Origin of the sequence: Pseudomonas sp. 14P_8.1_Bac3 (genome assembly GCF_025466085.1) — a bacterium.
Taxonomy (GTDB): Bacteria; Pseudomonadota; Gammaproteobacteria; order Pseudomonadales; family Pseudomonadaceae; genus Aquipseudomonas.
In genome coordinates, this window is sequence record NZ_JANLOD010000072.1 from 104,496 (window position 1) to 129,529 (window position 25,034).

The following is a 25,034-nucleotide window of genomic DNA, read 5'->3' on the forward strand; positions in this document are numbered from 1 at the left end:
GTGTTTTCATGAGCGCAGTACCACGCCGCTGTCGTCTTCCCACCACACGTAGACCTTGTCGTCCCAGGTCGGGCGCGCGCCGCGGCGTTCGGCGTTGGCCATGAACGACTGCACGACCTTGCCGCTTGGCAATTCGACGTAGAACACCGAGTGACCGCCGAGGTAGGCGATGTCATGCACCTTGCCCTGGGACCAGTTGTAGCGGGCCTCGGGTTGGGTGGTGCTGACCAGCATTTTTTCCGGGCGGATCGCGTAGGTGATCGACTTGTCCTGCACCGAGGTGCTGACACCGTGACCGACGTAGATCTTCTGTTCCAGGTCCGGGCTGTGAATGATCGCGTGACCTTCGAGGTCTTCCACCACGGTGCCGTCGAAGGCGTTCACGTTGCCGATGAATTCGCAGACCATGCGGCTGACCGGCGCTTCATAGATGTCGACCGGGCTGCCGATCTGGGCGATCCAGCCCAGGTGCATGATCGCGATGCGCTGGGCCATGGTCATGGCCTCTTCCTGGTCGTGGGTCACCATGACGCAGGTCACGCCGACGCGTTCGATGATTTCCACCAGCTCCAGTTGCATCTGCGAACGCAGCTTTTTATCCAGCGCGCCCATGGGTTCGTCGAGCAGCAACAACTTCGGGCGCTTGGCCAGGGAACGGGCCAGGGCCACACGCTGACGCTGGCCGCCGGACAGTTGATGAGGTTTGCGTTTGGCGTATTGGGTCATGTGCACCAGGCGCAGCATCTCTTCAACGCGGGCGTCGATTTCGCTGGCGGGCAAACGGTCCTGCTTGAGGCCGAAGGCGATGTTCTGCGCGACGGTCATGTGCGGGAATAGAGCGTACGACTGGAACATCATGTTGATCGGCCGTTCGTACGGCGGCATGTCGGTGATGTCCACGCCATCGAGCAGAATCCGTCCTTCGGTCGGGCGCTCGAAGCCGGCGAGCATGCGCAGCAGGGTCGACTTGCCGGAACCGGAGCCACCGAGCAGGGCGAAGATTTCCCCTTGATGAATCTCAAGCGAGACATCGTCCACCGCGGTGGTTTCGTCGAACTTCTTGGTGACGCGGTCGACTTTCACCAAGACCTTTTTCGGTGCCTGGTGACCTTCAATAGCCTTCCTGTAAATGCTGGAGGCGTTTGCCATGTGAAACTCCCAACAGGTTTCAGTCGTCGGGCCAACGCGGCCTGACTTAAGAGTGGATTGCAAGCCCGGGGCCGAGCGGTGCCAGTCAATCGAAATGCGATTCCCTGTGGGAGCGGGCTTGCTCGCGAAAGCGGTGAATCTGTGACGGCGATGTCGACTGACCCACCGTCTTCGCGGGCAAGCCCGCTCCCACACTGGTTTCGCGCTGGCTTGACTGGCATCGTCCACCCCCAGGCTTATTCGGCGCCGCCATCCTGGCTGCCTGGGTCGTACTTGTTGTTATTGCAGTGTGTCGTTATCGCTAGTCACGGGCGCGCAAAGGCACGTCCGCCTGACTCGCGGGGGCAGTAAAAAGTTGGGTGTGTTGAGTCAGCGGGTTTTACGCAGCGCGGCCCGTCGCCGGCATGCATCGCCGAATGCTTGGAAAATACTCAAATAAGGAGGATTCGAAAGCACCTGCCATTCCGGGTGCCATTGCACGCCAACGGCGAAGGTCGGGCTGTGGTCCACGGAGATCGCCTCGATCAAACCGTCTGGCGCAATCGCCTCGGCGCGCAGGCCGGGCGCCAGTCGGTCGATGCCCTGGCTGTGGATCGAATTGACCCTGAACTCGGCGGGCAATTCCAACGCCTCGAACACGCCACCCGGTTGCACGGTCACCGCATGCGCCGGGGCGTACTGCACCGCCAGCTCAGGGCTGTCCGCTTCCCGGTGATCGAGCATGCCCGGCAGTTCATGCACCTTCTGGTGCAGGCTGCCGCCGAACGCCACGTTCATTTCCTGGAAGCCGCGGCAGATGCCGAGCACCGGAACGCCCGCCGCAATGGCTGCACGTAACAAGGGAAGGGTAGTGGCGTCCCGTGCCGGATCGTGATCCGTGCCGGGAGCGCTGGCCGGGCCTTGATAGTGGAAGGGTTCCACGTTCGACGGCGAGCCGGTCAGCAACAGACCGTCAAGGTGCGCGAGCACATCCTCGATTTCGGTCAGTTCAGCCAGGGAAGGAATAACGACGGGCAGCCCCAATGCCGCAACGCTGACAGCACGCAAGTACTTGTCGCCGCTGATGTGGTAGGGGTGCAGGCCAATCTGTTTGACGCACGCTGTAACGCCGATCAATGGCTTGAATGCCATTTTTATCACCTCGAAGTTTCACACTTGAACGAGCTTTTCCGGAGCTTAGCCTTGTTGATTTTAATTAACAACTCTCATGTAAAAAATTCTAAACGCCGCACGTCTGATCGCCCGTATTTGCACGGTGCGGGCGACCTATCTGGCACTCTCGTGCCCAAAAAGGCCCCGAAAATAAAGGATGAGAGGCCAGCTGTTCGCTATTGACTTCACTTTGCCGTTCGGGTTGACTGAGCTCGCAACAAGGTAGTGAACATAATAATTAACAGCTAATAGGTGCATCATGTCGGTCCCTCTGCGTGCCGTTCAACTCAACGAAGCAAACGCATTCCTTAAGAAATATCCTGAGGTTTTGTACGTCGACCTTCTGATTGCGGATATGAACGGTGTGGTGCGCGGCAAGCGCATCGAGCGCACCAGTCTTCATAAGGTTTACGAAAAAGGCATCAACCTCCCGGCGTCACTGTTTGCCCTGGACATCAACGGCTCCACGGTGGAAAGCACCGGCCTGGGCCTGGACATCGGCGACTCTGACCGGATCTGCTTCCCGATCCCCGGCACCCTGAGCATCGAGCCGTGGCAGAAGCGCCCAACCGCTCAATTGCTGATGACCATGCACGAGCTGGAAGGCGAGGCATTCTTCGCTGATCCGCGGGAAGTGCTGGCCAATGTAGTGCGCAAGTTCGATGCCCTTGGCCTGACCATTTGTGCCGCGTTCGAACTCGAGTTCTACCTGATCGACCAGGACAACGTGAACGGTCGTCCGCAGTCGCCGCGTTCGCCGGTCTCGGGCAAGCGCCCGGTGTCGACCCAGGTCTACCTGATCGACGACCTCGACGAATACGTCGATTGCCTGCAAGACATCCTCGAAGGCGCGAAAGAGCAGGGCATTCCTGCCGACGCCATCGTCAAGGAAAGCGCCCCGGCGCAATTCGAAGTGAACCTGCACCACGTCAACGACCCGATCAAGGCCTGCGACTACGCGGTGTTGCTCAAGCGTCTGGTGAAAAACATCGCCTACGACCACGAGATGGACACCACGTTTATGGCCAAGCCGTATCCGGGCCAGGCGGGCAACGGTTTGCACGTGCACATTTCGATTCTCGACAAAGAAGGCAACAACATCTTTGCCAGCGAGGATCCCGAGCAGAACGCCGCGCTGCGACACGCTATCGGCGGTGTGCTCGAGACCCTGCCGGCGCAGATGGCTTTCCTCTGCCCGAACGTCAACTCGTACCGTCGTTTCGGCGCGCAGTTCTACGTGCCGAACTCGCCGAGCTGGGGCATCGACAACCGTACCGTGGCGGTACGTGTGCCGACCGGTTCGCCGGACTCCGTGCGCATCGAACACCGCGTGGCCGGCGCGGATGCCAACCCGTACTTGCTGATGGCGTCGGTCCTGGCCGGCATTCACCACGGCCTGACCAACCAGATCGAGCCGGGTGCCCCGGTGGAAGGCAACAGCTACGAGCAGAACGAGCAAAGCCTGCCGAACAACCTGCGCGATGCCCTGCGTGAGCTGGACGACAGCGAGGTCATGGCGAAATACATCGACCCGCTGTACATCGACGTGTTCGTGGCGTGCAAGGAAAGCGAGCTGGCCGAGTTCGAGAACTCCATTTCGGACCTTGAGTACAACTGGTACCTGCACACCGTTTAAGCATCAGCCCAATACCCTGTGGGAGCGAGCCTGCTCGCGATGGCGGCGTGTCAGTCGACATCAATACCGCCTGCCCTGGCCTCATCGCGAGCAGGCTCGCTCCCACAGGGGGTGTGGTTAACCTTTCTTCTTGTGAGTCACCCCCATGACCATGACCCGCAGCGACTGGGAACAACGCTTCCAGTCCCTAACCCTCGAAGGCCGTGCCTTCATCGATGGCCAATACCGCGCAGCACTCAGCGGTGCCACCTTCGAATGCATCAGCCCGGTCGACGGCCGTTTCCTGGCTAACGTCGCCAGTACCGACGAAGCCGACGCCAACGAAGCCGTGGCCGTCGCCCGCCGCGCCTTCGATTCCGGCATTTGGGCCAACCTTGCCCCGGCCGAGCGCAAGCGCGTATTGATTCGCTTCGCCGACCTGATCCTGGCCCACCGGGAAGAATTGGCCCTGCTCGAAACCCTCGACATGGGCAAACCGATCAGCGACTCGATGAACGTCGACATCCCGGCGACCGCCAACGCGATCCGCTGGAGCGCCGAAGCCATTGACAAGATCTACGACGAAGTCGCCGCGACGCCGCACGACCAACTCGGCCTCATCACCCGCGAACCTGCCGGGGTGGTCGCGGCCATCGTGCCGTGGAACTTCCCGTTGATCATGGCCAGCTGGAAGTTCGCCCCGGCCCTGGCCGCGGGCAACTCGTTCATCCTCAAACCGTCGGAAAAGTCGCCGCTCACGGCCATTCGCATTGCGCAACTGGCGCTGGACGCCGGCATCCCGAAAGGCGTGTTCAACGTCCTGCCGGGCTTTGGCCACACCGTCGGCAAAGCGCTGGCGCTGCACATGGACGTCGACGTGCTGGCCTTCACCGGTTCGACTGCGATTGCCAAGCAACTGCTGATCTACGCCGGCCAAAGCAACATGAAACGCGTCTGGCTTGAAGCCGGGGGCAAGAGCCCGAACGTGGTATTCGCCGACGCGCCGGATTTGCGCGCGGCAGCACAGGCAGCGGCCAGCGGCATCGCTTTCAACCAGGGCGAAGTCTGCACCGCCGGCTCGCGCTTGCTGGTGGAGCGTTCGATACGCGAGCAGTTCATTCCGCTGCTGGTGGAAGCGTTGCAAGCCTGGAAACCGGGGCACGCCCTCGATCCGCAGACCACCGTGGGCGCGGTCGTCGACCAGCGTCAACTGGACAACGTGCTGCGTTACATCCAGGTCGGCAAAGACCAGGGCGCGCAACTGATCGCCGGTGGCAGCCGCACCCTCGAAGCCAGCGGGGGCCTGTACGTGGAACCGGCGATTTTCGACGGCGTGACCAACGCCATGACCATCGCCCGTGAAGAAATTTTCGGCCCGGTGTTGTCGTTGATCACCTTCGACACTGAAGAAGAAGCGCTGGCCATCGCCAACGACAGCATCTTCGGCCTGGCCGCCGGCGTCTGGACCAGCAACCTGAGCAAGGCCCACACCTTCGCCCGCGGCTTGCGTGCCGGCAGCGTCTGGGTCAACCAGTACGACGGCGGCGACATGACCGCGCCATTCGGCGGGTACAAGCAGTCGGGTAACGGTCGGGACAAATCGCTGCACGCGTTCGACAAGTACACCGAACTCAAAGCGACCTGGATCAAGCTCTGATACCTATAAGAAACGACGGTCGCCGGCACCTGACCGGCGATCCTCGGAGAAACCTATGAAACAAACGCATGTAAACAGCTACTACGCCGCCACCCGCAACTTCACCGGTGACTTCCCGGTCCTGGAACAAGCCGTGGACTGCGACGTCTGCATCATCGGCGCCGGCTACACCGGCCTGTCCTCGGCGCTGTTCCTTGCCGAAGCCGGCTATAGCGTGACCGTGCTCGAAGCCGCCAAAGTCGGTTTCGGCGCCAGCGGTCGCAACGGCGGCCAACTGGTCAACTCCTACAGCCGTGACGTCGATGTCATCGAAGAGCGCTACGGCGACAAGACCGCCGAAGTCCTCGGCAGCATGATCTTCGAAGGCGCCGACATCATCCGCCAGCGCATACAGCACTACGACATCCAGTGCGACTACAAACCCGGCGGCATCTTTGCGGCGCTGAACAAGAAGCAGCTCAAGGGCCTGGCCGAACAGAAGAACAGCTGGGAGCGTTACGGCAATAAAAACCTGAAGATGCTCGACGCCGCTGACATCAAGCGCGAAGTCGGGAGCGACAACTACGTTGGCGGCCTGCTCGACATGCAGGGCGGCCACATCCACCCGCTGAACCTGGCCCTCGGCGAAGCTTCGGCGATCATTGGCCTGGGCGGCAAAATCTATGAGCAATCGGCGGCGGTGGAAATCACCTACGGCGAGCCGATCACCGTGCGCACCGCCAAAGGCCTGGTCCGCGCCAAGTACCTGCTGATCGCCGGCAACGCCTATCTGCCGCAGGGCCTCGACAATCGTGTGACCAGCAAAAGCATGCCGTGCGGTTCGCAAATCGTTGTCACCGAGCCGCTGTCCGAAAAGGTTGCGCGCAGCCTGATCAAGAACAACTACTGCGTCGAAGACTGCAATTACCTGCTGGACTACTACCGCCTCACCGCCGACAACCGCTTGCTCTACGGCGGTGGCGTGGTCTACGGCGCCCGTGAACCGGACGATATCGAACAGCTGATCAAACCGAAAATCCTCAAGACCTTCCCACAATTGAAGGACGTGAAGATCGATTACCGCTGGACCGGCAACTTCCTGCTGACCATGTCGCGCATGCCGCAATTCGGCCGCATCGAGAAAAACGCCTACTACATGCAGGGTTACAGCGGCCACGGCGTCACCTGCTCGCACCTCGCCGGCAAACTGATCTCGGAAATGATCCGCGGCGATGCCGAACGCTTCGATGCCTTCGCCTCGCTGCCGCACATGCCGATGATCGGCGGCCGCACCTTCCAGGCGCCGCTGACCGCCATGGGCGCGGCGTACTACGCGCTACGCGATCGTTTCGGTATCTAACCCACCACAAGCCCTGTGGGAGCGGGCTTGCCCGCGATGAGGCCGTGCCAGTCGCCATCAATGTCGCCTGACACACCGCCATCGCGGGTAAGCCCGCCCCCACAGGGATCCAACGTGGACAATAAATATGCGCCCAACACCAACAAAACCGCAGGAGCCAGCTTGCTGGCGATGGCATTCATCCAGGCAATAATCCGCCAGGCTGATACACCACCATCCCCAACAACCTTGCGCCTACAGCAACACCCCCAAACGTGATTTAATACCCGACTTTCAAATCTCCGGGACAGGGAAGCGGTACTCTCGCGGCCAAAAGTCGCCCGCCATCCACCCCCATAACCCTTAAGTATTTCTCGCATAAGGCTGTCATGGACACGGGCTCACGACTCAAATTAGTACGCGAAAGCTACAAACTCTCCCAGCGCGAGCTGGCCCGGCGTAGCGGCGTCACCAATGCCACCATCTCCCTGATCGAACAAAATCGCGTCAGTCCTTCCGTTAGTTCCCTGAAGAAACTGCTCGAAGGCATTCCCATGTCCCTGGCGGACTTTTTCACCTTCGACCAGCCACCCCGCGAGCACCAATACGTCTTCCGCGCCAACGAACAGCCGGATCTGGGCCGTCATGGCCTGCGCTTGCTGCTGATTGGTGCCTCCGTGCCGAGCCGGCAGATGCGCCTGTTGCGCGAGCAGTACGCACCCGGCGCGAGTTCCGGGGAAGAACCGATCGTGCACTCGGAAGGCGAGGAATGTGGACTGGTCACGCGGGGGACGGTTGAGCTGACGGTTGACGGGCAGATCAGCGTGCTCAACGCGGGGGACGGCTACTACTTCCCGACGACGCTGCCGCACCGGTTCCGCAATATCGGCCAGGATGAAGCGGAAATCATCAGCGCCAACACCCCGGCGAACTTCTGATTTCACCGCATCCTGGTTAGGGATGCGGGCGTTTTATTCGTAATGGATGATGTGTTTATGGACGCTCGAACGTTTCGCTACTACCTCTGGGCCTGGCCGATGGTGCTGGCCTGTTCGGCGTTCTATACCGTGATAGTGATGGTCGGCCTGAAAGAGCTGATCACGCTGGAAGACACGTATTTCTACGCGATCGGGATCACCCTCTACGTGATCTTCTGTTTTTGCGGCTTGCGCTACTACGCTCCGAAAATGAAAAAGATCGAGTTTGGTGAAACGCTGGAGGGGCGATATACCAGTGTGCGAGCTTCAAGGATTGCCATTGGGGTCGGGGCGTTGATCGGGACCGTTCTTTTTATCCCGCAACTGGACAAGATCACATGCCTGAGCGATGTACCTCGTTGGGGCGCTATCAGCCTGCTGTTCATTGCCTTTGCAGCAGCGATTGCCGTTTTTAGTCACTGCGTCTGGAAGCCAGGTCGCGGGCGCTAAGCCATTACCGTTCGTCCGCTCCCCCGCACGTTTCCAGCATCCCTTCTTCCAATGTTGTGTTATCTCACGCAAAGGAAGATTCAACATGATGAATCAGAAAATTGTGGTACTGACGCTCGCGGCGATCTTATCGGGCAGTTCGCTGTATGCCGCTGCAGCGACTTCAACGTCGGGCACTACCTCCGCCGACGGCAAGACCGAGACTCGCCAGCCCGCGCCAGAAGCCACCAATGCAGACCCGGATGCCGGCTCGCTGCCTAAAGGGGCGGATGGCGGGACGACTGACAATGGCCCCACACCTGCTGGAACCAAGGCGGGTGGAACCAGCGGCAGTAGCAGTAGCAGCGGCGGCAATGGTGGCAGTGGCGGGGGTGGTTAGTTTGCGAGGTGAAACGCAAGAAGGCTGTATAAAAATGCCCATGTTGCGAGACGTGGGCATTTTTTTGCGTAAGAGGTGTTCACGCGACGAAAAACCGCAACAACAAGGTGTTGCGGTTCAAGGACGGGTCAGTATTCCTTGGGTATTTCAAACCCACGCTGCTCAATTACCCGAAAGACGTCACTCACGTCCTGAAGCAGGATTCGGGAGATGTTGGTGACGGTGTTGATATCGTTTTCGGCGTAGTCGGGGAGACTGGTGCAGGCCATGAGGTTCAGGTATTGGAGAACGGCGTTGAGGCGTTCGCTGACGCAGTTGTGAAGCTCGCGGATTGGGGCGTCGCGATCGATGACTAAGACGGGGTAGTCCGTGGCGAATTGGCTCATGGGGATAAAACGGTGCGGCGGATGTTTCTTTGTCATGTTTGTTGTTCCTTCAAGAATTATGAGGCCACCTCTCTGCTGCGAAACAAATGGGTGGCAGCTATGTGCGGGTTCGCAGACCGGAGAAGAGAACGAAGCCGGCAGACCCTAAGGCCTCCCACACACAGCCGCCATAAAAGGGAACGGTGGCAAAGTTTGCCACAGTTGCTATTCGGCGGTGTGCTCACTCCTTTTCGGGTCTGCGAGACCCAATCGGTGAATGCGGTAAGCAACGGGCCGAATATAGGGACTCATTTTGCTGCTCACAACCATGCTGTAGGACGCTCTGGCGATCCTTTGAGCAAGGCGCATGGCCACTGTTTTCAAGCTTCTTGCGGTGTTCCGGGGGGAGCGGAGCGCTCTGGAAAATCGGGGGCAGGTTTTGTGGCCGCTTCGCTATCGAGCGGGGTAAAAACCTTCGTCGCAAAAGGTAACTTCCTACACGACTTTCGGACGTCAAGATCCAACCATCGCGGCCCTCGACAGCTTCCGGGATGGCTTCGCAACGGCTGTGTTGGTCAGAGATAAAAAAGCCCCGAATGACCGGGGCTTTGTCTTTTCATGCTGTCCAGTTTCTGGATCGTTGTCAGGCATCCGGTGTCATTGTCGAGCCTGCGGCGAATGCGGATTCGGATTTGCATGTTTCGGCCCCGCCACCGCCCATGCGATCAGCCCGAACAGCGGCACGAACACGATCACCACCATCCATACGAGTTTGTTGCTGGATTTGCCTTCGGCTTTGCGCACTTTGTTGATGGCCCATAGCTCGACCAGTACGAGAATGGCGGCGAGTACGATCCAGATGGTTTCGATTTGCATTGAGTGCCCTCCTGATGGTCTTTGCTTTAGGCGGGCTGGGGTGGAGGGGGTTCATTAAATTTTCAAGTTGCAGGCCCTGACAGTTGGATTTTGCGTAGCCGTCAGGGCCGCGTCGCGAGCAGCCTCGCTCCCACAGGCTAGAGGGCGCTGGCCAGTTTGCCGCTCGACAGCCGGCGCTTGTAAGCGCTGTCGCGGTTAGCCAGCCAGTAGTAGAGCGGCGAGATGATGAGCAAGCCTACCAGCCAGGACAAATCCGCGCCGTTGATGTGCTCGGAAATCGGCCCGACGTACAGCGGTGTGTTCATGAACGGAATCTGCACCACGATCCCGATTGCATAGGCCAACAATGCCTGCGGGTTGTAGCGGCCGTAGATCCCGCCATCGACCTTGAAGATCGAATGGATGTCGTACTCACCTTTGTGGATGGCGTAGAAGTCGATCAGGTTGATCGCGGTCCACGGCACCAGCACCACGAGCAGCACCAGCACCATGTCGACGAAGTGGCCGATGAAGTTGGCGGACGCTCCGACCGCGGCGAAGCAGCAGGCGCCCAGGACGATGATCGACAGAACGGCGCGGCTTCGCGCGGTGGGAATCCAGCGGTAGGCGAAGGTTTGCACCAGGGTGATCAACGACAGCACGGCGCCGTAGAGGTTAAGGGCGTTGTGGCTGATGACGCTGAGCAGGAACAGTACGAGCATCAACGGACCGATGGAGCCGGTGGCGAGTTTGACGGCGTCCATGGTGTCCATGCCGACCGGCGTGGCGAGCACGGCGACGGCACCGAAGATGAACGACAGGCTGGAGCCGAGCACGGTGCCCAGGTAGGTGGTCCAGAATGTCGCAGCCACTGGCACGTTGGCCGGCAGATAGCGCGAGTAGTCGGAGACGTAGGGCGCGAAGGCGATTTGCCAAAGCGCGGCGAGCGACACGGTGGCGAGCCAGCCTGAGAGGTTGAAGCCGCCGCGGGTGAGGAAGTCGGCGGTTTGCACGTGGGTGAAGATGTAGCCGAAACCTAGCACGATGCCGGCGCCGAGCACCCAGGTGCCGATGCGGTTGAGCACGTGGATGAAGCGGTAGCCGATGATGCCGATGATGCCGGAACCGAGGGCGCCGATGACGATGCCGACCGGCACCGGCACGCTGTCGATCACGCCGTGCAGGGACTTGCCGGCGAGGACGATGTTGGAGGCGAAGAAACCGATGTACATGACGCCGGCGATCAGCACCACCAGCAGGGCACCGAGGGAGCCGAACTGGGCGCGGCTCTGGATCATTTGCGGGATGCCCATCTGCGGCCCTTGCGCCGAGTGCAGCGCCATCAGCACGCCGCCAACCAGGTGACCCACGAGGATCGCGACGATGCCCCATACCAGGTTGAGGTGAAACATCTGCACGCCGAGGGCGCCGGTAACGATGGGCAGCGGGGCGATGTTGCCGCCGAACCAGAGGGTGAACAGGTCGCGGGTTTTGCCGTGGCGATCCTCGGGCGGCACGTAGCCGATGGTGTGTTTTTCGATGAGCGGGGCGGAGGTAGGTGCTGCGGTAACCATGACGGACTCCAAGGCAATTTGAGTACGTGGACGTACTTCGGTGAGCACCGCACGGGGGCGATGCTTTTCTTGTTGGAGTTGATGATGTAGGGCGGGGCGGGATAGATAAATTAGTAAGATTGTGGGTAGAGACGTTAAAAAAGATGGGTCGATGGGCCCGTGAAAAACCTGTGGGAGCGAGCTTGCTCGCGAAGGCGTTGGGTCAATTACGTTGATAGCAACTGACCCACCGCTTTCGCGAGCAAGCCCGCTCCCACGGGAGATTTTCGAGTGTTCGGAATCGTCGGGACCGGGCGCGAATGTCGGCGGTTATTCGCGGATGAATGTGAGCATTCTTTGCAGCATCGCGTCGCAAGCGTGGAGCTGTTCGAGGCTGACGAATTCGTCGGGTTTATGGCCCTGATCCATGCTGCCGGGGCCGCAGACGACGGTGGGGATACCGGCAGCGTCGAACAGGCCGCCCTCGGTACCGAACGCCACGGTGCCGAAGTCTCGGGAGCCGGAAAATGCAGCGATCAACTCAGCCGCTTCGCTGTGCGCATCGGTGGCCAGGCCGGGGTACGCCGATAACTCGCTGAAGCGAATCCCGCTCTGTGCACTGACGGCCCGCATGCGTGGCAACACCTGTTGCTCGGCGTAGGTCTTCAATTCCTGCGCTACCTCACTCGGATCATGCGAGGGCAGGGCGCGGATCTCGAAGTCGAAGCGGCAATCGGCCGGGACGATGTTCAAGGCCTTGCCGCCGGAAATCACCCCGGTCTGCACGGTACTGAAGGGCGGATCGAACCGCGGATCGTGAAGTTCCGGTGCTTTGAGGCGGTGGCCGATCCGGCCCAGTTCGCCGATCAATTCGGCCGCGTATTCGATCGCGTTGACCCCCAGTGGCGCATACGCCGAATGGCAGGCTTCACCGTGGACATCGCAGCGCATCGCCAGTTTGCCCTTGTGCCCGAGCACCGGTTTCAGTTCGGTCGGCTCGCCAATGATGCACAGCTTCGGCTTGACCGGCCGCTGCTCCAGCTCTGCGAGCAACGAGCGCACGCCGAGGCAGCCGACTTCTTCGTCGTAGGACAGCGCGATGTGCACGGGCATCTTCAGTGAGCTGTTCACCAATGACGGAACGAGCGCCAGCACGCACGCGATGTAGCCCTTCATGTCCGCCGTGCCACGGCCGTACAACTTGCCCTCGCGTTCGGTCAGTTCGAACGGCGCCACGGTCCACGGCTGACCCTCCACCGGCACCACGTCGGTGTGCCCGGACAGCACGATGCCCGGCAAGTCTGCCGGGCCGAGGGTGGCGAACAGGTTGGCCTTGCTGCGTGGCTCGTTGTAGATCAGTTCACACGGCACATCGAATCCCGCGAGGTAATCGCGGACAAACTCGATCAGTTGCAGGTTGGATTCGCGGCTCGTGGTGTCGAACGCCACCAGGGTTTGCAGCAAATCGCGGCTGCTGTTCATCGGTCGTCTCCGGCGACGCCGTAGCCTGGGGACTTGTCAGGGGCGAGGGCGCGGTCGATGTAGTCCTGGACTTGCGGGCGGTAGGCGTTCCAGAGTTTTTCCAGTTGGCCGATCGGGTTTTCGTCGGCCCAGTCGACCCGCAGGTTGATGATCGGCCAGGTCAGTTCGCCGACCACCACCAACGCTGCCGAATGCACCGGCCCGGCTTCGCCACCGGCGGTGATGGCGGCCTTCATGGCGGCGAGCAGGCGGTCGGCGAGTTGACCTTCGCCGTGTTCAAAGGCTTCGACCATGGCCTCGATCACACCGCGGTCCGCGAGCATGTTGCCGGCGGCGACGCATTGTTCGCCGGACACGGCATTGTGATTGCCCAGGGTTTGCCCTCCGCTGAAGTGGGCGGTCTGGCCGAGGTGGTCGATGGCGGTGATCTGCCGGTACTGGCTATAGCCGTTGCGCGTGAGGACCTTGTCCAGCGCCTCGGCGGGGGCGAGGCCTTGCTCCATCAGGGCGAGGACGTCCGGGCCGAGGGAGGGCAGGGTGATGTTTTGCGTAGAAACAGCGCCGACACCCGGCAGCAGCCACGGGCAGCGGGCGCCGACGGCGATGCTGGAGGAGCTGATTGCAATACCGAACTGGCCGGTTTCGGGGCAACGGGCGGCGATGGAGAAGGTCATGGTTTTGCTCCTTGGTTTGCCTGGGCAAATGAGGTGTCTGCTCTGGCCTCTTCGCGAGCAAGCCCGCTCCCACACTTGAACTGTGTCGCTTACAAATCTTGTGATCACGGGAGATCCAATGTGGGAGCGGGCTTGCTCGCGAAGGCCTCAATGGGGTTGACCTGCTTACTCGGGAATCACCGCAATCACATCAATCTCCATCAACCACTGCGGCTGCCCCAGCGCCGATACCACCAACCCGGTCGAAATCGGAAACACGCCTTTGAGCCACTTGCCCACTTCCTGATACACCGGTTCGCGATAGCGCGGGTCGATCAGATAGGTGGTGGTCTTGACGATGTGGCTCAGGTCGCTGCCAGCCTCTTCCAGCAACTGCTTGACGTTGCGCATGGCTTGTTCGGTCTGCGCACGCGGGTCGCCAAGGCCGACCAGATTGCCTGCGAAATCAGTCCCGACCTGGCCGCGAACATACACCGTGTTGCCGGCGCGGACGGCCTGGCACAGGTCGTTGTCCAGGCTCTGGTTCGGGTAGGTTTCCTTGGTGTTGAACATGCGAATGCGGGTATGGGTTGGCGTGGACATTTCAAGCTCCTGAAAAAATGGCTTAAGCGCTGACAGTTTTCTTATGGGCGACCAGGGCGATTTCCGCCTCGCGTAGCGCCGCATCGTGGTAGTCGAGGTAGGAACGCTGGATCGCGATGTGGTCAGCCACGTACTTGGCGTCATGCCACACGCCCCAAATGAACGATGAGCCGCGGCGGGACTGCCATGGCAGGCCGAGGAAATACACACCCGGTTCGCTCGACACACCGCGTTGATGCTGCGGCTTGCCTTTGTCATCGAAGGCGTCGACCTTCAGCCAGCTGTAATCGGTGGCGAAGCCGGTGGCCCAGATGATCGAGGTCACGCCGGCCTTGGCCAGGTCGAGTTCCAGGATCGGATGGGTCACACAGTGCGGATCCGGGAACGTGATGCGCGCCTCGGGCTCTTCCGGCAGGTCCAGGCCATTACGTTCGATGTAGGCATCGGCGGCATTCAGCAGCGCCAGGTAGTTTTCGTCGCCGCGGGCGAGGTTCTCGGCCAGGTTCGGCTGGAACGTCGCCACGCCGCCGTTGAACGATTGGGTCAGGCCGACCAGTGTCATGCCGCGATGGGCGAGGCCGCGGAAGTCCACAGTCTTGCCGCCCTGCGCGCCACTGACCGCGATGGTCACGTGTTCCCGACCCGGTTTCATCGCCGCTTGATCCCACTCCCCGAGCACGCCCAGCCACCAGCAGAAGTCACGGTTGCGATAGGCGCGAGGCGGGCGGTCGTGGGCGCCGACGGAGAGGTAGACCTGCTTGCCGGAACGCTGCAATTCATCGGCGATCTGCACGCCGGATGAACCGGCACCCACCACCAGCACCGCGCCTTCAGGCAGTTGCTGCGGGTTGCGGTAATCGGCGGAGTGGATCTGCAGGAACGGCTGGTCCTTCGGGGCGATCGGCGGGATGACCGGACGCTGGAACGGCCCGGTGGCAGCAACCACGCGGTTGGCCTCGATAACGCCGTCGGAGGTTTCAATGGTGAAACCCGGACGGCCGACGTTGCGCTCGACCTTCAGCACGTCGACGCCGGTGCGGATCGGCGCGTTGAATTTTTTTGCGTAGGCTTCGAAGTAGTCGGCGACCCGTTCTTTCGGGGCAAACTCATCGGGGCCGAGGTCATCGAAGTCCAGACCCGGGAAACGATCGTGCCACGCCGGGCCATTCGCCACCAGCGAATCCCAACGCCCGGTGCGCCAGCGTTCGGCGATACGGCTGCGCTCCAGCACCAGGTGCGGCACGCCGAGTTTGCTCAGGTGTTCACTCATGGCCACGCCAGCCTGACCGGCGCCAACAATCAGCGTATCTGTTGTTATTTTCTCAGTGGTCATCTCTATACCCTTCGAGTTGGATTTAGGTCGCGAGCGGCCTGCCATTTCTTGGGCTCAAGACTAGGGATGACCCTGGTATCGGTAAAATATTATTAAGCTGGCATTTGAGTATAAATAACTGATGCAGAGCGTTTGATTCGCCGGGGCTGTAAACTGCCCGCACCTTTTGATCCCTCGAACGAGAGAACCCCATGGCTAACCAAGACATCGCTTACACCCCTGATCCCGACGCGGATTCCATCTCTTCCGACGTCGCCGGTTTCGCCGGCATCCTGGTGTCCACGCAGATCCCGACTCGCGCCGACGGCAGCCTGGAACTGGGCGACATCACCTTGCAAAGCGAGTGCACGTTGCAGGCACTGAAGGTGGCGCTGGAACGCGCCGGCAGTTCCATGGACCGCGTCCTGCACCTGACCATCTACCTTACCGACATGGCCGACCGCGCTGCATTCAACGAGGTCTACAAGCGTTTCTTCGCCAAGCCATGGCCGGTACGTGCCGCAGTGGGCGTGGCCGCGCTGGCGGTTGAAGGCATGCGCGTGGAAGTGACGGCGATGGCGGCCAAGGGCTGAGTCACCGGAAAACGTATGGCGCTCCCCTCTGAACAGTTTTCGGTGTTTGAAAGCGTGGCCCGTCTCGGGAGCCAGCCGGCGGCCGCGCTGGAGCTGCATGTGACGTTGGATAACTTGGTCCGGGAGGGATGTTTTTGAACATGAGCAAACAAGACCTCTGTGACACCTACCGCAGCTACATCGCCTGCCTCAATCGCCAGGACTGGGCGAGCCTGGGGCAGTTTGTGGGTGAAGGCGTGCACTACAACGGGAAGCGAGTCGGGTTGGCCGGTTACCGGGAAATGCTGGAAGGCGATTTCCGCACGATTCCGGATTTGCGCTTTGTGATCGATCGCTTGATCGCCGACCCTCCGCACATCGCCGCCAGGCTTTGCTTCGACTGCACGCCGGTTGGGCAGCTGTTCGGTTTGCCGGTGAGCGGTCAGCGCGTGGTTTTTTCCGAGAATGTTTTTTATGAGTTCAAGGACGGCAGGGTTTGTGACGTCTGGTCGGTGATCGACAAGGCAGCGATCGAGGCGCAGCTCGACGCTTCACGCCATCTGTAGGAGCCAGCCTGCTGGCGATGGCGGCTTAGCGGGCATCATCAATATTTACGTCCGGCCCTGTTGACCAGGCTAGTTATGAAATATTTTGAAACATCCTTGGCGAAAAGGGTCAACAGGTTTCAGCCCCTCCAAGAATTGCCCATGAAAAACCCTCGACCTTCCGCACGTCTAGAACACCTCTCCCAGCTCAGAAACCTGAAAATGGCAAGATCCGCGCACGCTTATGTCCGAGGGAGCACGGTGCAGTTTTATGAATGGCTGCACAGCCAACCAGGCCGGCGGCTGCCCAGTGGGCCGCCCGTTTGGATCTGCGGCGATTGCCACGCGGGCAACCTGGGGCCGACGGGGGATCTGAAAGGCCGGATCGACATCCACATTCGTGATCTCGATCAGGCGGTCATCGGCAACCCCGCGCACGACCTGGTCAGGTTGGCGCTGTCGCTGGCCACCGCTGCCCGTGGCTCGGACTTGCCGGGCGTTGCGACGGCACGGATGCTCGAAGAAATGATGCATGGCTACGAACAGGCGTTCGAAGACGATGTCGACGAAGAGCCACCGCGACCGGCTCAGGTCAAGGCCGGCATGCGCAGCGCGGTGCAGCGGACGTGGAAGCACCTCGCCCAAGAGCGCATCGAGGACACCCGGCCGACCATCCCGTTGGGGAAGCATTTTTGGTCGCTGTCACGATCGGAACGCACGGCGCTGAAAACCCTGTGCGCCACCTCGGAAATCCATACCCTGGTGACCTCGTTGAAGGGCCGATCGAAGGACGACAGTGTCGACATGCTCGACTCGGCGTACTGGGTAAAAGGTTGCAGTTCGCTAGGCTTGAAGCGGTATGCGGTGCTGCTGGGCGTGGGTGATGAGGACGATCAGGAATATTGCCTGCTGGACATCAAGGAAGCGGTGGCTGCCGCTGCACCGCGCACGGCCAGGGCCGGCATGCCAAGGCACAACGGTAAACGGGTGGTGGAGGGCGCACGTTTTCTCTCGCCCGGTTTGGGCAACCGCATGATCGCGGCCCAGATGCTTGATCATGAGTTCTTCATCCGCGAACTGCTGCCCCAGGACATGAAGCTGGAGCTGGACCAGTTGAGCCAATCCGACGCGATGCTCGCGGCCGGTTACCTTGCAAGAGTCGTCGGCCTCGCCCACGCTCGGCAGATGGACATGGCCACCCGGGCGTCCTGGATCAGCGACTTGCAAGCCTGCCGTTCAAAAACGATGGACGCGCCGTCCTGGCTTTGGTCGAGTGTCGTGCAGTTGGTGGGGAACCATGAGCGAGGCTATCTGGAGCACTGCCGTCGGTATGCGCTGCAGCACTGATCTTGCCGCGAATCTGCCAAGGAGATTGACATGAAAGTTGGCGTGATCTCCGATACCCACGGCTTGCTCCGTCCCGAAGCCGTTGCAGCGCTGGAGGGCTGTGAGCGGATCATTCATGCGGGCGATATCGGCAGCCTCGACATCCTCGAGCAATTGCAGGCGATTGCCCCGTTGCACGTCGTGCGCGGGAACAATGATCTGGACGCCCCGTGGGCAGACCCTATCCCGGACGCGCTGCGTTTCGATCTCAATGGCTGGGAGGCGTTGTTGGTGCATGACATGGCCGATGTGCCGGTCGGGCTGGATGTGAATGTCAGGCTGGTGATCACCGGTCATTCGCACAAGCCGTGCATTGAATGGCGCGGTGAGCGGCTCTACCTCAACCCCGGCAGTGCGGGACGGCGACGGTTCAAGTTGCCGGTGACGTTGGCGCTGCTGGAGGTGCATGAGACCTCAATGGAGCCGCGGCTGGTGTCGCTGCTGGAATGAGTTTCGGGGGCGGCGCACCGGCACGCCCCCGATCTGGACGACACCGTGTCACGAACCTTGTGGAGTTTCGCCGTTGGCCAGGCGGGCATTGATGTCTTCGATGACAGCCGGCAACTCGACAATGGTATCGATCAGGTAGTGAGGGCGGGAACCTTCGAACATCCTGGCGATGCGCGCGCGTTCTGTGGCCAGCCTGTCGGCTGGCAACGCCTTGTACTGATCGTACGTCAGGCCCAGCGCGTTGCCAGAACAGGTCAGGGCGACGGTCCACATTCCGGCGCTACGACCTTCGAGGATACCCGGCCAGGTGTCGTCGACCTTTACGCAAGCGGCGACGTCGCTGACGCCCAGGACAATTACGTTAGCGAGTGCCTGAGCCGGATGCGGGCGCCCGTTGGGCACTTCGTCAGTCGCGACGACGTGATCAGCGACGTAACCATTCTGGCGCGCCAGCTCGACGACTTTCTCCATGACCACCGCCGGATACCCGGAACAGGAACCAATTTTCAGGCCTTTGTCGCGCAGGGCATCGATTGCGTCCAGCGCACCGGGAATCAACGCCGAGTGCAACGCGATCTTTTCGATCTGCAGCGGCATGAAACGCTCATAAAGCGCGGTGACATCGGCATCGGTGGGCAAGCGATCGAATACTGCGCGATAACGTTCGGCGATCTGAGGCTGATTGCACAGCGTGCGGATATGGTCCCACTTGCCCATGCCCATGGGGCCCCGGGCTTCTTCCAGCGACACGGCAACGCCAAACTCGGCAAAGGCTTCGACGAAAATCTGCGTGGGTGCGAAGGACCCGAAGTCAACGACGGTACCCGCCCAGTCCAGGACCACGGCTTGCAGTTGGTTGGGTAGTTGGTAGTTCATGCTGAATCTCCACGTTGGACATGCTTTTTTGGATGTATTCAGGCCGTCCCTCCCGTCACCGAGAAGTAAGCCTGCAGAGGGTAGAACCGCGTCAGGGAATCAGGTGGCCGGCACGGGGCTGGCGTCGAACAGCTCCGCGATCATTGGCCGGTTCCTGCGAATACCGAGGCAGCACAGGTGGTAGTCGATGGAAAACGGGTGGTTGACGAAGGTGATCGGCGTGGTGCCCGGCGTCTCGGCGTACTCGACCGCCGACACAAATCCAATGCCGATGCCCTTGGCGATGGCGTGGACGATGGCTTCGCGGCTGTTGAGCTGCATGACGCAGTTCAGCGCGACGCCCAGGAGTCCACAGCTTTCTTCCACCAATTGGCGCGTGCGTGAGCTTTTTTCACGAAGCACCCACTTCTCGTTGCTGATCTGCTCGACGTGCACCTCTTTTTGCGCCGCCCACGGATGGTCGTCACGCACGACGGCAATGATCGGATAACGACGATAAAGCTGTGTATCGAAGCGTTCGTCGAATTCCGATAGGGCAAGAATCGCCACGTCGATATCGAAGTTGAACAACCGATCCAGGGTTTCCTTTTCAGGGGAGAACGAGGTTTCCAGTTCGATGTCCGGATGTTGTTGCATCAACTCGTAGGTCAGGTTCATGGCAATGGGCGGCGAGACCGCCCCCAACCGCAGCATGCCGGTTTTCCGTTGTTTGAAACTCTGCAGTAGTTGCACGGCTTCATCCTCCTGGCCGAACAGGCCCTGGGTGATCGCGTAGAGCTTGTGCCCCGCCGAACTCATTTCGATAAACCGTCCGCGACGGTGGAAGAGCTCTACGGAGAACTTCCTCTCCAGCGCGTTGACTTGCTCGCTCACGGTCGGCTGACCGACGCTCAGGTACTCGGCGGCGAGGGTGAAGCTGCCAGTCTTCGCCACCGCATGAAAGGAACGCAGCCACTTGTGGTACTGGTACATGAAAGTTCCTGTTCCTGAGTCGTCGCCCGTCGTTAGGCATTTGTTCGGGTAATCATCGCCGGATGAACAGGGCGACCACCGCGCTGCACAGGCACGCGGTGGTCACCACGATGAAGATCAGCGACGTATTGCCGGTGCTGTCGAGCATACCGCCGATCAGCGGTTCCGCCAGGCCAGCGAACAGGTACGACGAAAAGTTCATCACGCCGGTGGCGGTTCCGGCACGCTTGGCGCCGACCAGGTCCGGGCACAGTGCCCAGAAACTGGAGGCCGGGCCGTAGACGAAGAACCCGCAAAGGAATAACGCGATGAGACCCGTTGCGCTGTGGGGTGCCAGCGTCCACATCCACAGGCTGGTGGCCGCGCCGAGGACCATGTAGAGCATGATCGCCAGGTAGCGTTTCGAGCCAAACAGTTTGTCCGATATCCAGCCGTTGCTCAGGGCGCCGATGGCCATGCCGACCGGCAGTGCGACCGTGATCCATTTGGGATCGATCATGCTGTCGCCGCTTTTCCAGTCGGCGCCGAGGAAGTGCACCGGCACCCAGACGATCAAGCCATAGCGGGCGGCGTTCTGGAATCCCAGGGAGACGGCGGCGATGATCAGGCGGACGTTCTTCAGGACGGCTTTGTAGCGTTGCGCAGAGGTTTCGACTGCGCCATGGGCCGCCTCATGATTCTTGTCTTCGGCATTGGCCACACCGGTATCGGCGAGGGGGTCGAAACCCATGTCCTGCGGACGCTCGCGAGCCACCAGATAGAAGATGATGCCGCCGGCCAGCATCAGCAGCACGGGCAACCGGAAGATCCAGCGCCACTCCAGATGCATCACCTCCAGCACAACGATTGAAGTCACGTAGGACAGGATGGAGGCGCAGCCGGCGGCGAACACGTAAAAGCCATAGACCTTGCCGCGCTCACCGGCGCTCCACCAGTTGGAGATCAGGCGGCTGCCTGGCGCCCAGCCCAATGCCTGGAAGTAGCCATTGATACCCCACGGCAGAATCAGGGCGGCAAAGTTGCCGGCGAAACTGGTCACCCAGTTGGCGCCACAGGACAGCACGGCACCGAGGGTCATGATGCGGCGGCCGCCGAACTTGTCGGCGAGGTTGCCGTTGATGGCCTGGCCAATGGCGTAGGCCCAGAGCATGGCGGCTGACGCCCAGCCAAGGTGTTCCTTGGTGAAGCCGAACTCGGCCTGGATGCCCGGAATGGCGAAACCGAAGGTTTGCCGTCCGGTGTAGAAAAACAGATAGCAGAACATTGCAGCCAGCAGCATGCGCCACTGGGCCACTCGAAACGACGACGTGGGTACGGCGAGACCTGGCATGGTTTGGGTACGATTCATGATCTTTTCCTTATTATTGTTGGTCCCTTCCGGGGGGGCGGAAGGCGCATCCTTTAGTGGATGCAGCAGGAAATCGTCGCGGCTCGTTTCGCCGCTGGCAGTGCTTGGAAAGGGGGGCTAAGCCGCTTTCGAGCCGATGAAGTTCTTGCCGCGGGCGCCTTGCAGGGCGAACTGAATCATCTCTTCAGCTTCCTGCGCCGTGACGCCGTAGTCGGCAAACTCGGTTTTCACGTCAAGGCTGTGGAGGAATTCGCGCAAGCGGCTTTGGGCCTTTTGCAGGTCATCGCCGAAAATCCGTCGCAGGGTGCTGTCGCGAGCTTCGTCGTGACCCCAGGCGAGGCCCAGGACCAACGGCAGGGTGAAGGAGCAAGCGATGCCGTGGGGCAGGCCGTAGCGCAGGGTCATTTCGTAGGAAATGGAATGGGCCAGTGCGGTCTTGGTGTTGGAGAATGCCAGCCCGGCCTTGAGCGCGGCCAATGCCATGCGCGAACGCAATTCCGGGTTGGACAGGTCACGACGCAACAGTGGCAGGCATTCCAGGATGTCGGCGATGGCAGACATCGCGAAGGTGTCGGATATCGGGTTGGCATTGATGTTCCACACCGACTCCAGGGCATGGGACAGGGCGTCCAGGCCGGTGGAAACAGTGACGCCTGCAGGAACCGTCAGCATCAGTTGCGGATCGATGATGGCGACTGTTGGCCAGGTGCAGTCCAAATGCAGGGAATATTTCTTCTGGCTGGCAGCGTCCCAAATCGTGGCCCATGGCGTGACTTCGCTGCCGGTGCCCGCCGTGGTCGGTGCGGCAATCAGTCTCTTGCTGTGGGCCGGCACGAAGGGTTTACCGGTTGCCAGCAACGCCAGCAGTTCGTCGAAGCGCCCTGATTCAGTGCCAACGATCAACGCCTTGGCCGTATCGATCGCACTGCCACCGCCAACGGCGAGCACCGTATGGCAGTCGCCTGCGTCCCGCCAGAAGCGCTCGTAAGTCGCGCGCAACTGAGCCACATCCGGATTGGGCTGGACATCTTCGATCACGTACACCAACCGATCGCCCAACAGGTCCCGAAGGCGATCCACCAATCCCAATCCGCGCGCCTCGGGAAAGGTGACCAGGGCGACCTTCTGGTGTTCGGTGATGTCGGTAAGTTCGAGCAGGCTGTTCCAGCCAAAACGCGTATCAACGGGATTGTGGAATCGGGCAGTCATGGCGGGTCCTTTGTTCTTGTTGTTGGAAGTGGCCCCATGCTCGCGGTCTATCCATCCCGGCACAAATCGATAATTCCCAGGTTTGAATCGGTTGAGCCGATAACGCCTGCGGGATTAACAAGTGCCGTCGAGTGCGAAGTCGAAACTGTTGAAGTTGTGCAGAGACGCTGCAGGCAGGCTGCGCTGGCAGAATGAGACAGGAGAACGGGCGCTGACTGCCCAGCTGCGTTCAGTGTCTTTCCAGGTTGGCTATTGCAGCTGCCTGGCCACCTCATTGAGCAAAGCAGCCGGTTTGCACCGGCTGCCCTTGCAGATCAGCCAAACAGCTTCGCTGCGGTAGTGGCGATCAGTTCACCCTGATGGCGAGCCCCAGCGAGTTCGATTTCACTTGGCTGACGTGAACCGTCTCCGCCTGTGATCGTTGTTGCACCATAAGGCGCGCCGCCTACGATTTCCGACGTGGTCATCTGGCCTTGATGGCTGTAGGGCAGACCCACCACCGTCATACCGAAGTGGAACAGGTTGGTAATGATTGAAAACAGGGTGGTTTCCTGACCGCCATGCTGGGTGGCGGAAGAGGAAAAGGCACCGCCTACTTTTCCGTGCAAGGCGCCCCGAGCCCAAAGGCCGCCAGCCTGGTCAAGGAACGCGGCCATCTGGCTGCTCATGCGGCCGAAACGGGTGCCGGTGCCGACAATGATTGCATCGTAGTTTTCCAGCTCGGCAATGGTGGCGACCGGCGCGGCCTGGTCCAGCTTGAAGTAGGCGCCTTTGGCGATGTCTTCAGGAACGGTTTCCGGGACTCGCTTGATATCCACCTGAGCGCCGGCCTGGCGGGCACCTTCGGCTACAGCTTGTGCCATTGTCTCGATGTGACCGTAGGAGGAGTAATAGAGAACTAGAACTTTAGCCATGAGGAAGTTTCCTGGGTGAGTTCACAACGTTATGTCGCGATGGAGGAGAATTTCCCACGATACTGCGCTTCAAAAAACCCGCTTAATGTCGAACCAGAGGTTCGAAAAAATAGAGCAGTGGAAAATCCACGATCTGGAAAAGGTGTTGCATCACTCAGCGTAGCTTCTGTTTCTTACACCGCTTTTTGATGGACGAACCGCTCAATCAGCCAGCGTGCCGCAGGCCCTGGTGGCAAGTCGGTGCGGTAGATGGCGTCGAAGGCATAAATCCCGCTTTGGAATTCCGGTAGATTCAGGCTGACGAGTCGGCCGCTTTCCAGGTCCTCACGGACCATTGAAACCGGCATGTTCCCCCACCCTATGCCTTCACGCAGCAGCATGTGCTTGGCGCCAAGGTCCGCCAGGCGCCAGGTGCGGTTGCTGAGGACGGCGAAATCCTTGTCCTTGGTCAGGACCGAGCGGTCCGACAGCACCAATTGAGTGAATTCACGCCCGGCCCCTGGCGTATTGAAATCACTGGAAGCCAGCGGGTGATTGGGGGCGGCAACCGGAATCAACTCCACACTGCCGACACCGATTCTTTCGATACCGTCGATACCTTCATTCATGGGGCCACTCACGCCAATAATTGCGCCGCGGTTGATCACCAGTTCAGTGACGGCGCCGAGTGCCTCCATGTGCAGGTGCAAGGCCACTGTAGGGAACTCTTCGCGAAAGGACTTGAGTGCATCGACTACGCGCTCGGCAGGAAGCATCACATCCAGGACCAAATGAACCTCCGCTTCCAGCCCCTGGAGCAGGCCTTTGACTTTGGCGCGCAACCCATGAACGCCATTGGCGATGGACCTGGCCTCGGCCAGAACGGTGCGCCCGGCGTCGGTGAGCTGAGGCTTGCGGGTCGTCTGGCGATCAAACAGCGAGACACCGAGTTGCATTTCAAGGTTGGCAATTGAATAGCTGATGACGGACGTAGCCCGGTGCAGTTTCCGGGCTGCCGCGGCAAAGCTTCCCACCTCTACGACGGTCAAAAACACCCGCAGTTGATCCAGCGTCGGTGTGCCAGGGTCAGAGATCATGCCGAATTCCTCGAACGTATTACTCAATATTACCTTGGCTTTACGAAAGTCTTCATCCGTCAGGCGGGGAAAGACAGTTGCCCAGCAGATAAAAGCAAAACCCCGACAGGGCAAGCAAGGCTCCTAAAGAGTGGACGGTTGCGATAGGCGAAAGTTGACTCGTCGA

The 25,034-nt window shown here is 60.5% G+C and carries 25 protein-coding genes; 10 read left to right on the forward strand and 15 right to left on the reverse strand.

Features of this window, described 5'->3' with window-relative positions; all coding sequences use genetic code 11:
- Positions 1–6 precede the first annotated feature (6 nt).
- Together potA and NTD84_RS25790 are read right to left on the reverse strand one after the other, a co-directional pair.
- A complete protein-coding gene (gene potA / locus NTD84_RS25785; protein ID WP_262171497.1) occupies positions 7–1,149 on the reverse strand; it encodes a polyamine ABC transporter ATP-binding protein in 1,143 nt (380 codons plus the stop codon).
- A gap of 369 nt (positions 1,150–1,518) precedes the next feature.
- Positions 1,519–2,280: a gamma-glutamyl-gamma-aminobutyrate hydrolase family protein gene (locus tag NTD84_RS25790; protein ID WP_262171498.1), complete on the reverse strand. Its 762-nt coding sequence runs from the start codon at positions 2,278–2,280 to the stop codon at positions 1,519–1,521.
- A gap of 280 nt (positions 2,281–2,560) precedes the next feature.
- Between NTD84_RS25790 and NTD84_RS25795 the strand changes: the two genes are divergently transcribed.
- The 6 genes from NTD84_RS25795 (at position 2,561) to NTD84_RS25820 (ending at position 8,697) form a co-directional block, all read left to right on the forward strand.
- On the forward strand, positions 2,561–3,937 hold the full coding sequence (locus tag NTD84_RS25795; RefSeq protein ID WP_262171499.1) for a glutamine synthetase family protein: 1,377 nt from the start codon (positions 2,561–2,563) through the stop codon (positions 3,935–3,937).
- Positions 3,938–4,082: 145 nt separating this feature from the next.
- A complete protein-coding gene (locus NTD84_RS25800) occupies positions 4,083–5,573 on the forward strand; it encodes an aldehyde dehydrogenase (RefSeq protein WP_262171502.1) in 1,491 nt (496 codons plus the stop codon).
- 55 nt (positions 5,574–5,628) lie between these two features.
- Complete coding sequence (locus tag NTD84_RS25805) at positions 5,629–6,912, forward strand: NAD(P)/FAD-dependent oxidoreductase (RefSeq protein ID WP_262171504.1); 1,284 nt, start codon at positions 5,629–5,631, stop codon at positions 6,910–6,912.
- Positions 6,913–7,280: 368 nt separating this feature from the next.
- The gene (locus NTD84_RS25810; RefSeq protein ID WP_028623608.1) at positions 7,281–7,829 is read left to right on the forward strand and encodes a cupin domain-containing protein; all 549 of its coding nucleotides are present in this window, start codon (positions 7,281–7,283) and stop codon (positions 7,827–7,829) included.
- Positions 7,830–7,886: 57 nt separating this feature from the next.
- Positions 7,887–8,318, forward strand: coding sequence for a hypothetical protein (locus NTD84_RS25815; RefSeq protein WP_262171511.1), 432 nt, complete (start codon positions 7,887–7,889; stop codon positions 8,316–8,318).
- A gap of 85 nt (positions 8,319–8,403) precedes the next feature.
- Positions 8,404–8,697 carry a hypothetical protein gene (locus NTD84_RS25820; RefSeq protein ID WP_262171514.1) on the forward strand — a complete coding sequence of 98 codons (294 nt, stop codon included), beginning with the start codon at positions 8,404–8,406 and terminating at the stop codon, positions 8,695–8,697.
- A gap of 128 nt (positions 8,698–8,825) precedes the next feature.
- Here NTD84_RS25820 and NTD84_RS25825 read toward each other — a convergent pair whose 3' ends face one another.
- The 7 genes from NTD84_RS25825 to NTD84_RS25855 form a co-directional block, all read right to left on the reverse strand.
- The gene (locus NTD84_RS25825) at positions 8,826–9,119 is read right to left on the reverse strand and encodes a fructose-bisphosphate aldolase (RefSeq protein ID WP_262171517.1); all 294 of its coding nucleotides are present in this window, start codon (positions 9,117–9,119) and stop codon (positions 8,826–8,828) included.
- Positions 9,120–9,719: 600 nt separating this feature from the next.
- Positions 9,720–9,938: a PLD nuclease N-terminal domain-containing protein gene (locus NTD84_RS25830; protein ID WP_262171519.1), complete on the reverse strand. Its 219-nt coding sequence runs from the start codon at positions 9,936–9,938 to the stop codon at positions 9,720–9,722.
- A 137-nt stretch (positions 9,939–10,075) separates the two neighbouring features.
- Positions 10,076–11,491, reverse strand: a complete 1,416-nt coding sequence (locus NTD84_RS25835) for a purine-cytosine permease family protein (RefSeq protein ID WP_262171522.1) — start codon at positions 11,489–11,491, stop codon at positions 10,076–10,078.
- Positions 11,492–11,800: 309 nt separating this feature from the next.
- Entirely contained in the window at positions 11,801–12,952 is a 1,152-nt protein-coding gene (gene argE / locus NTD84_RS25840; protein WP_262171525.1) for an acetylornithine deacetylase, read from the reverse strand.
- Positions 12,949–13,626, reverse strand: coding sequence for a DUF1028 domain-containing protein (locus NTD84_RS25845; RefSeq protein ID WP_262171527.1), 678 nt, complete (start codon positions 13,624–13,626; stop codon positions 12,949–12,951). The genes argE and NTD84_RS25845 overlap by 4 nt, the downstream gene beginning before the upstream one ends.
- A 165-nt stretch (positions 13,627–13,791) precedes the next feature.
- On the reverse strand, positions 13,792–14,208 hold the full coding sequence (locus tag NTD84_RS25850) for a RidA family protein (protein WP_262171530.1): 417 nt from the start codon (positions 14,206–14,208) through the stop codon (positions 13,792–13,794).
- A gap of 22 nt (positions 14,209–14,230) precedes the next feature.
- A complete protein-coding gene (locus NTD84_RS25855) occupies positions 14,231–15,541 on the reverse strand; it encodes a flavin-containing monooxygenase (protein WP_262171532.1) in 1,311 nt (436 codons plus the stop codon).
- A gap of 191 nt (positions 15,542–15,732) precedes the next feature.
- On the opposite strand from NTD84_RS25855, the gene NTD84_RS25860 reads away from it, so the two are divergent.
- From NTD84_RS25860 to NTD84_RS25875, 4 genes are all read left to right on the forward strand, one after another.
- Positions 15,733–16,113 carry a RidA family protein gene (locus NTD84_RS25860; RefSeq protein WP_262171534.1) on the forward strand — a complete coding sequence of 127 codons (381 nt, stop codon included), beginning with the start codon at positions 15,733–15,735 and terminating at the stop codon, positions 16,111–16,113.
- Between the two features lie 140 nt (positions 16,114–16,253).
- Positions 16,254–16,658, forward strand: a complete 405-nt coding sequence (locus NTD84_RS25865) for an ester cyclase (protein ID WP_262171535.1) — start codon at positions 16,254–16,256, stop codon at positions 16,656–16,658.
- 141 nt (positions 16,659–16,799) lie between these two features.
- Positions 16,800–17,984 (forward strand): DUF2252 domain-containing protein, encoded by a 1,185-nt coding sequence (locus NTD84_RS25870; RefSeq protein WP_262171536.1) that lies wholly within the window; start codon positions 16,800–16,802, stop codon positions 17,982–17,984.
- Between the two features lie 30 nt (positions 17,985–18,014).
- Complete coding sequence (locus NTD84_RS25875; RefSeq protein ID WP_262171538.1) at positions 18,015–18,473, forward strand: metallophosphoesterase family protein; 459 nt, start codon at positions 18,015–18,017, stop codon at positions 18,471–18,473.
- Between the two features lie 48 nt (positions 18,474–18,521).
- On the opposite strand, the gene phnX is transcribed toward NTD84_RS25875, so the two are convergent.
- The 6 genes from phnX to NTD84_RS25905 form a co-directional block, all read right to left on the reverse strand.
- Positions 18,522–19,349, reverse strand: a complete 828-nt coding sequence (gene phnX, locus NTD84_RS25880) for a phosphonoacetaldehyde hydrolase (protein ID WP_262171540.1) — start codon at positions 19,347–19,349, stop codon at positions 18,522–18,524.
- Between the two features lie 99 nt (positions 19,350–19,448).
- On the reverse strand, positions 19,449–20,321 hold the full coding sequence (locus NTD84_RS25885) for a LysR substrate-binding domain-containing protein (RefSeq protein ID WP_262171542.1): 873 nt from the start codon (positions 20,319–20,321) through the stop codon (positions 19,449–19,451).
- Positions 20,322–20,373: 52 nt separating this feature from the next.
- Positions 20,374–21,669, reverse strand: coding sequence for an MFS transporter (locus NTD84_RS25890; protein WP_262171545.1), 1,296 nt, complete (start codon positions 21,667–21,669; stop codon positions 20,374–20,376).
- 117 nt (positions 21,670–21,786) lie between these two features.
- Complete coding sequence (gene psrA, locus NTD84_RS25895) at positions 21,787–22,878, reverse strand: iron-containing alcohol dehydrogenase PsrA (protein WP_262171547.1); 1,092 nt, start codon at positions 22,876–22,878, stop codon at positions 21,787–21,789.
- Between the two features lie 314 nt (positions 22,879–23,192).
- The gene (wrbA, locus tag NTD84_RS25900) at positions 23,193–23,792 is read right to left on the reverse strand and encodes an NAD(P)H:quinone oxidoreductase (protein WP_262171548.1); all 600 of its coding nucleotides are present in this window, start codon (positions 23,790–23,792) and stop codon (positions 23,193–23,195) included.
- A gap of 173 nt (positions 23,793–23,965) precedes the next feature.
- The gene (locus tag NTD84_RS25905; RefSeq protein ID WP_262171551.1) at positions 23,966–24,868 is read right to left on the reverse strand and encodes a LysR family transcriptional regulator; all 903 of its coding nucleotides are present in this window, start codon (positions 24,866–24,868) and stop codon (positions 23,966–23,968) included.
- Positions 24,869–25,034 lie beyond the last annotated feature (166 nt).

Excerpts from the sequence above, each read along its gene's own strand:
- potA (WP_262171497.1), bottom strand. The coding sequence starts at position 1,149 with ATGGCAAACGCCTCCAGCATTTACAGGAAGGCTATTGAAGGTCACCAG.
- NTD84_RS25790 (WP_262171498.1), bottom strand. The coding sequence starts at position 2,280 with ATGGCATTCAAGCCATTGATCGGCGTTACAGCGTGCGTCAAACAGATT.
- NTD84_RS25795 (WP_262171499.1), top strand. The coding sequence starts at position 2,561 with ATGTCGGTCCCTCTGCGTGCCGTTCAACTCAACGAAGCAAACGCATTC.
- NTD84_RS25800 (WP_262171502.1), top strand. The coding sequence starts at position 4,083 with ATGACCATGACCCGCAGCGACTGGGAACAACGCTTCCAGTCCCTAACC.
- NTD84_RS25805 (WP_262171504.1), top strand. The coding sequence starts at position 5,629 with ATGAAACAAACGCATGTAAACAGCTACTACGCCGCCACCCGCAACTTC.
- NTD84_RS25810 (WP_028623608.1), top strand. The coding sequence starts at position 7,281 with ATGGACACGGGCTCACGACTCAAATTAGTACGCGAAAGCTACAAACTC.
- NTD84_RS25815 (WP_262171511.1), top strand. The coding sequence starts at position 7,887 with ATGGACGCTCGAACGTTTCGCTACTACCTCTGGGCCTGGCCGATGGTG.
- NTD84_RS25820 (WP_262171514.1), top strand. The coding sequence starts at position 8,404 with ATGATGAATCAGAAAATTGTGGTACTGACGCTCGCGGCGATCTTATCG.
- NTD84_RS25825 (WP_262171517.1), bottom strand. The coding sequence starts at position 9,119 with ATGACAAAGAAACATCCGCCGCACCGTTTTATCCCCATGAGCCAATTC.
- NTD84_RS25830 (WP_262171519.1), bottom strand. The coding sequence starts at position 9,938 with ATGCAAATCGAAACCATCTGGATCGTACTCGCCGCCATTCTCGTACTG.
- NTD84_RS25835 (WP_262171522.1), bottom strand. The coding sequence starts at position 11,491 with ATGGTTACCGCAGCACCTACCTCCGCCCCGCTCATCGAAAAACACACC.
- argE (WP_262171525.1), bottom strand. The coding sequence starts at position 12,952 with ATGAACAGCAGCCGCGATTTGCTGCAAACCCTGGTGGCGTTCGACACC.
- NTD84_RS25845 (WP_262171527.1), bottom strand. The coding sequence starts at position 13,626 with ATGACCTTCTCCATCGCCGCCCGTTGCCCCGAAACCGGCCAGTTCGGT.
- NTD84_RS25850 (WP_262171530.1), bottom strand. The coding sequence starts at position 14,208 with ATGTCCACGCCAACCCATACCCGCATTCGCATGTTCAACACCAAGGAA.
- NTD84_RS25855 (WP_262171532.1), bottom strand. The coding sequence starts at position 15,541 with ATGACCACTGAGAAAATAACAACAGATACGCTGATTGTTGGCGCCGGT.
- NTD84_RS25860 (WP_262171534.1), top strand. The coding sequence starts at position 15,733 with ATGGCTAACCAAGACATCGCTTACACCCCTGATCCCGACGCGGATTCC.
- NTD84_RS25865 (WP_262171535.1), top strand. The coding sequence starts at position 16,254 with ATGAGCAAACAAGACCTCTGTGACACCTACCGCAGCTACATCGCCTGC.
- NTD84_RS25870 (WP_262171536.1), top strand. The coding sequence starts at position 16,800 with ATGAAAAACCCTCGACCTTCCGCACGTCTAGAACACCTCTCCCAGCTC.
- NTD84_RS25875 (WP_262171538.1), top strand. The coding sequence starts at position 18,015 with ATGAAAGTTGGCGTGATCTCCGATACCCACGGCTTGCTCCGTCCCGAA.
- phnX (WP_262171540.1), bottom strand. The coding sequence starts at position 19,349 with ATGAACTACCAACTACCCAACCAACTGCAAGCCGTGGTCCTGGACTGG.
- NTD84_RS25885 (WP_262171542.1), bottom strand. The coding sequence starts at position 20,321 with ATGTACCAGTACCACAAGTGGCTGCGTTCCTTTCATGCGGTGGCGAAG.
- NTD84_RS25890 (WP_262171545.1), bottom strand. The coding sequence starts at position 21,669 with ATGAATCGTACCCAAACCATGCCAGGTCTCGCCGTACCCACGTCGTCG.
- psrA (WP_262171547.1), bottom strand. The coding sequence starts at position 22,878 with ATGACTGCCCGATTCCACAATCCCGTTGATACGCGTTTTGGCTGGAAC.
- wrbA (WP_262171548.1), bottom strand. The coding sequence starts at position 23,792 with ATGGCTAAAGTTCTAGTTCTCTATTACTCCTCCTACGGTCACATCGAG.
- NTD84_RS25905 (WP_262171551.1), bottom strand. The coding sequence starts at position 24,868 with ATGATCTCTGACCCTGGCACACCGACGCTGGATCAACTGCGGGTGTTT.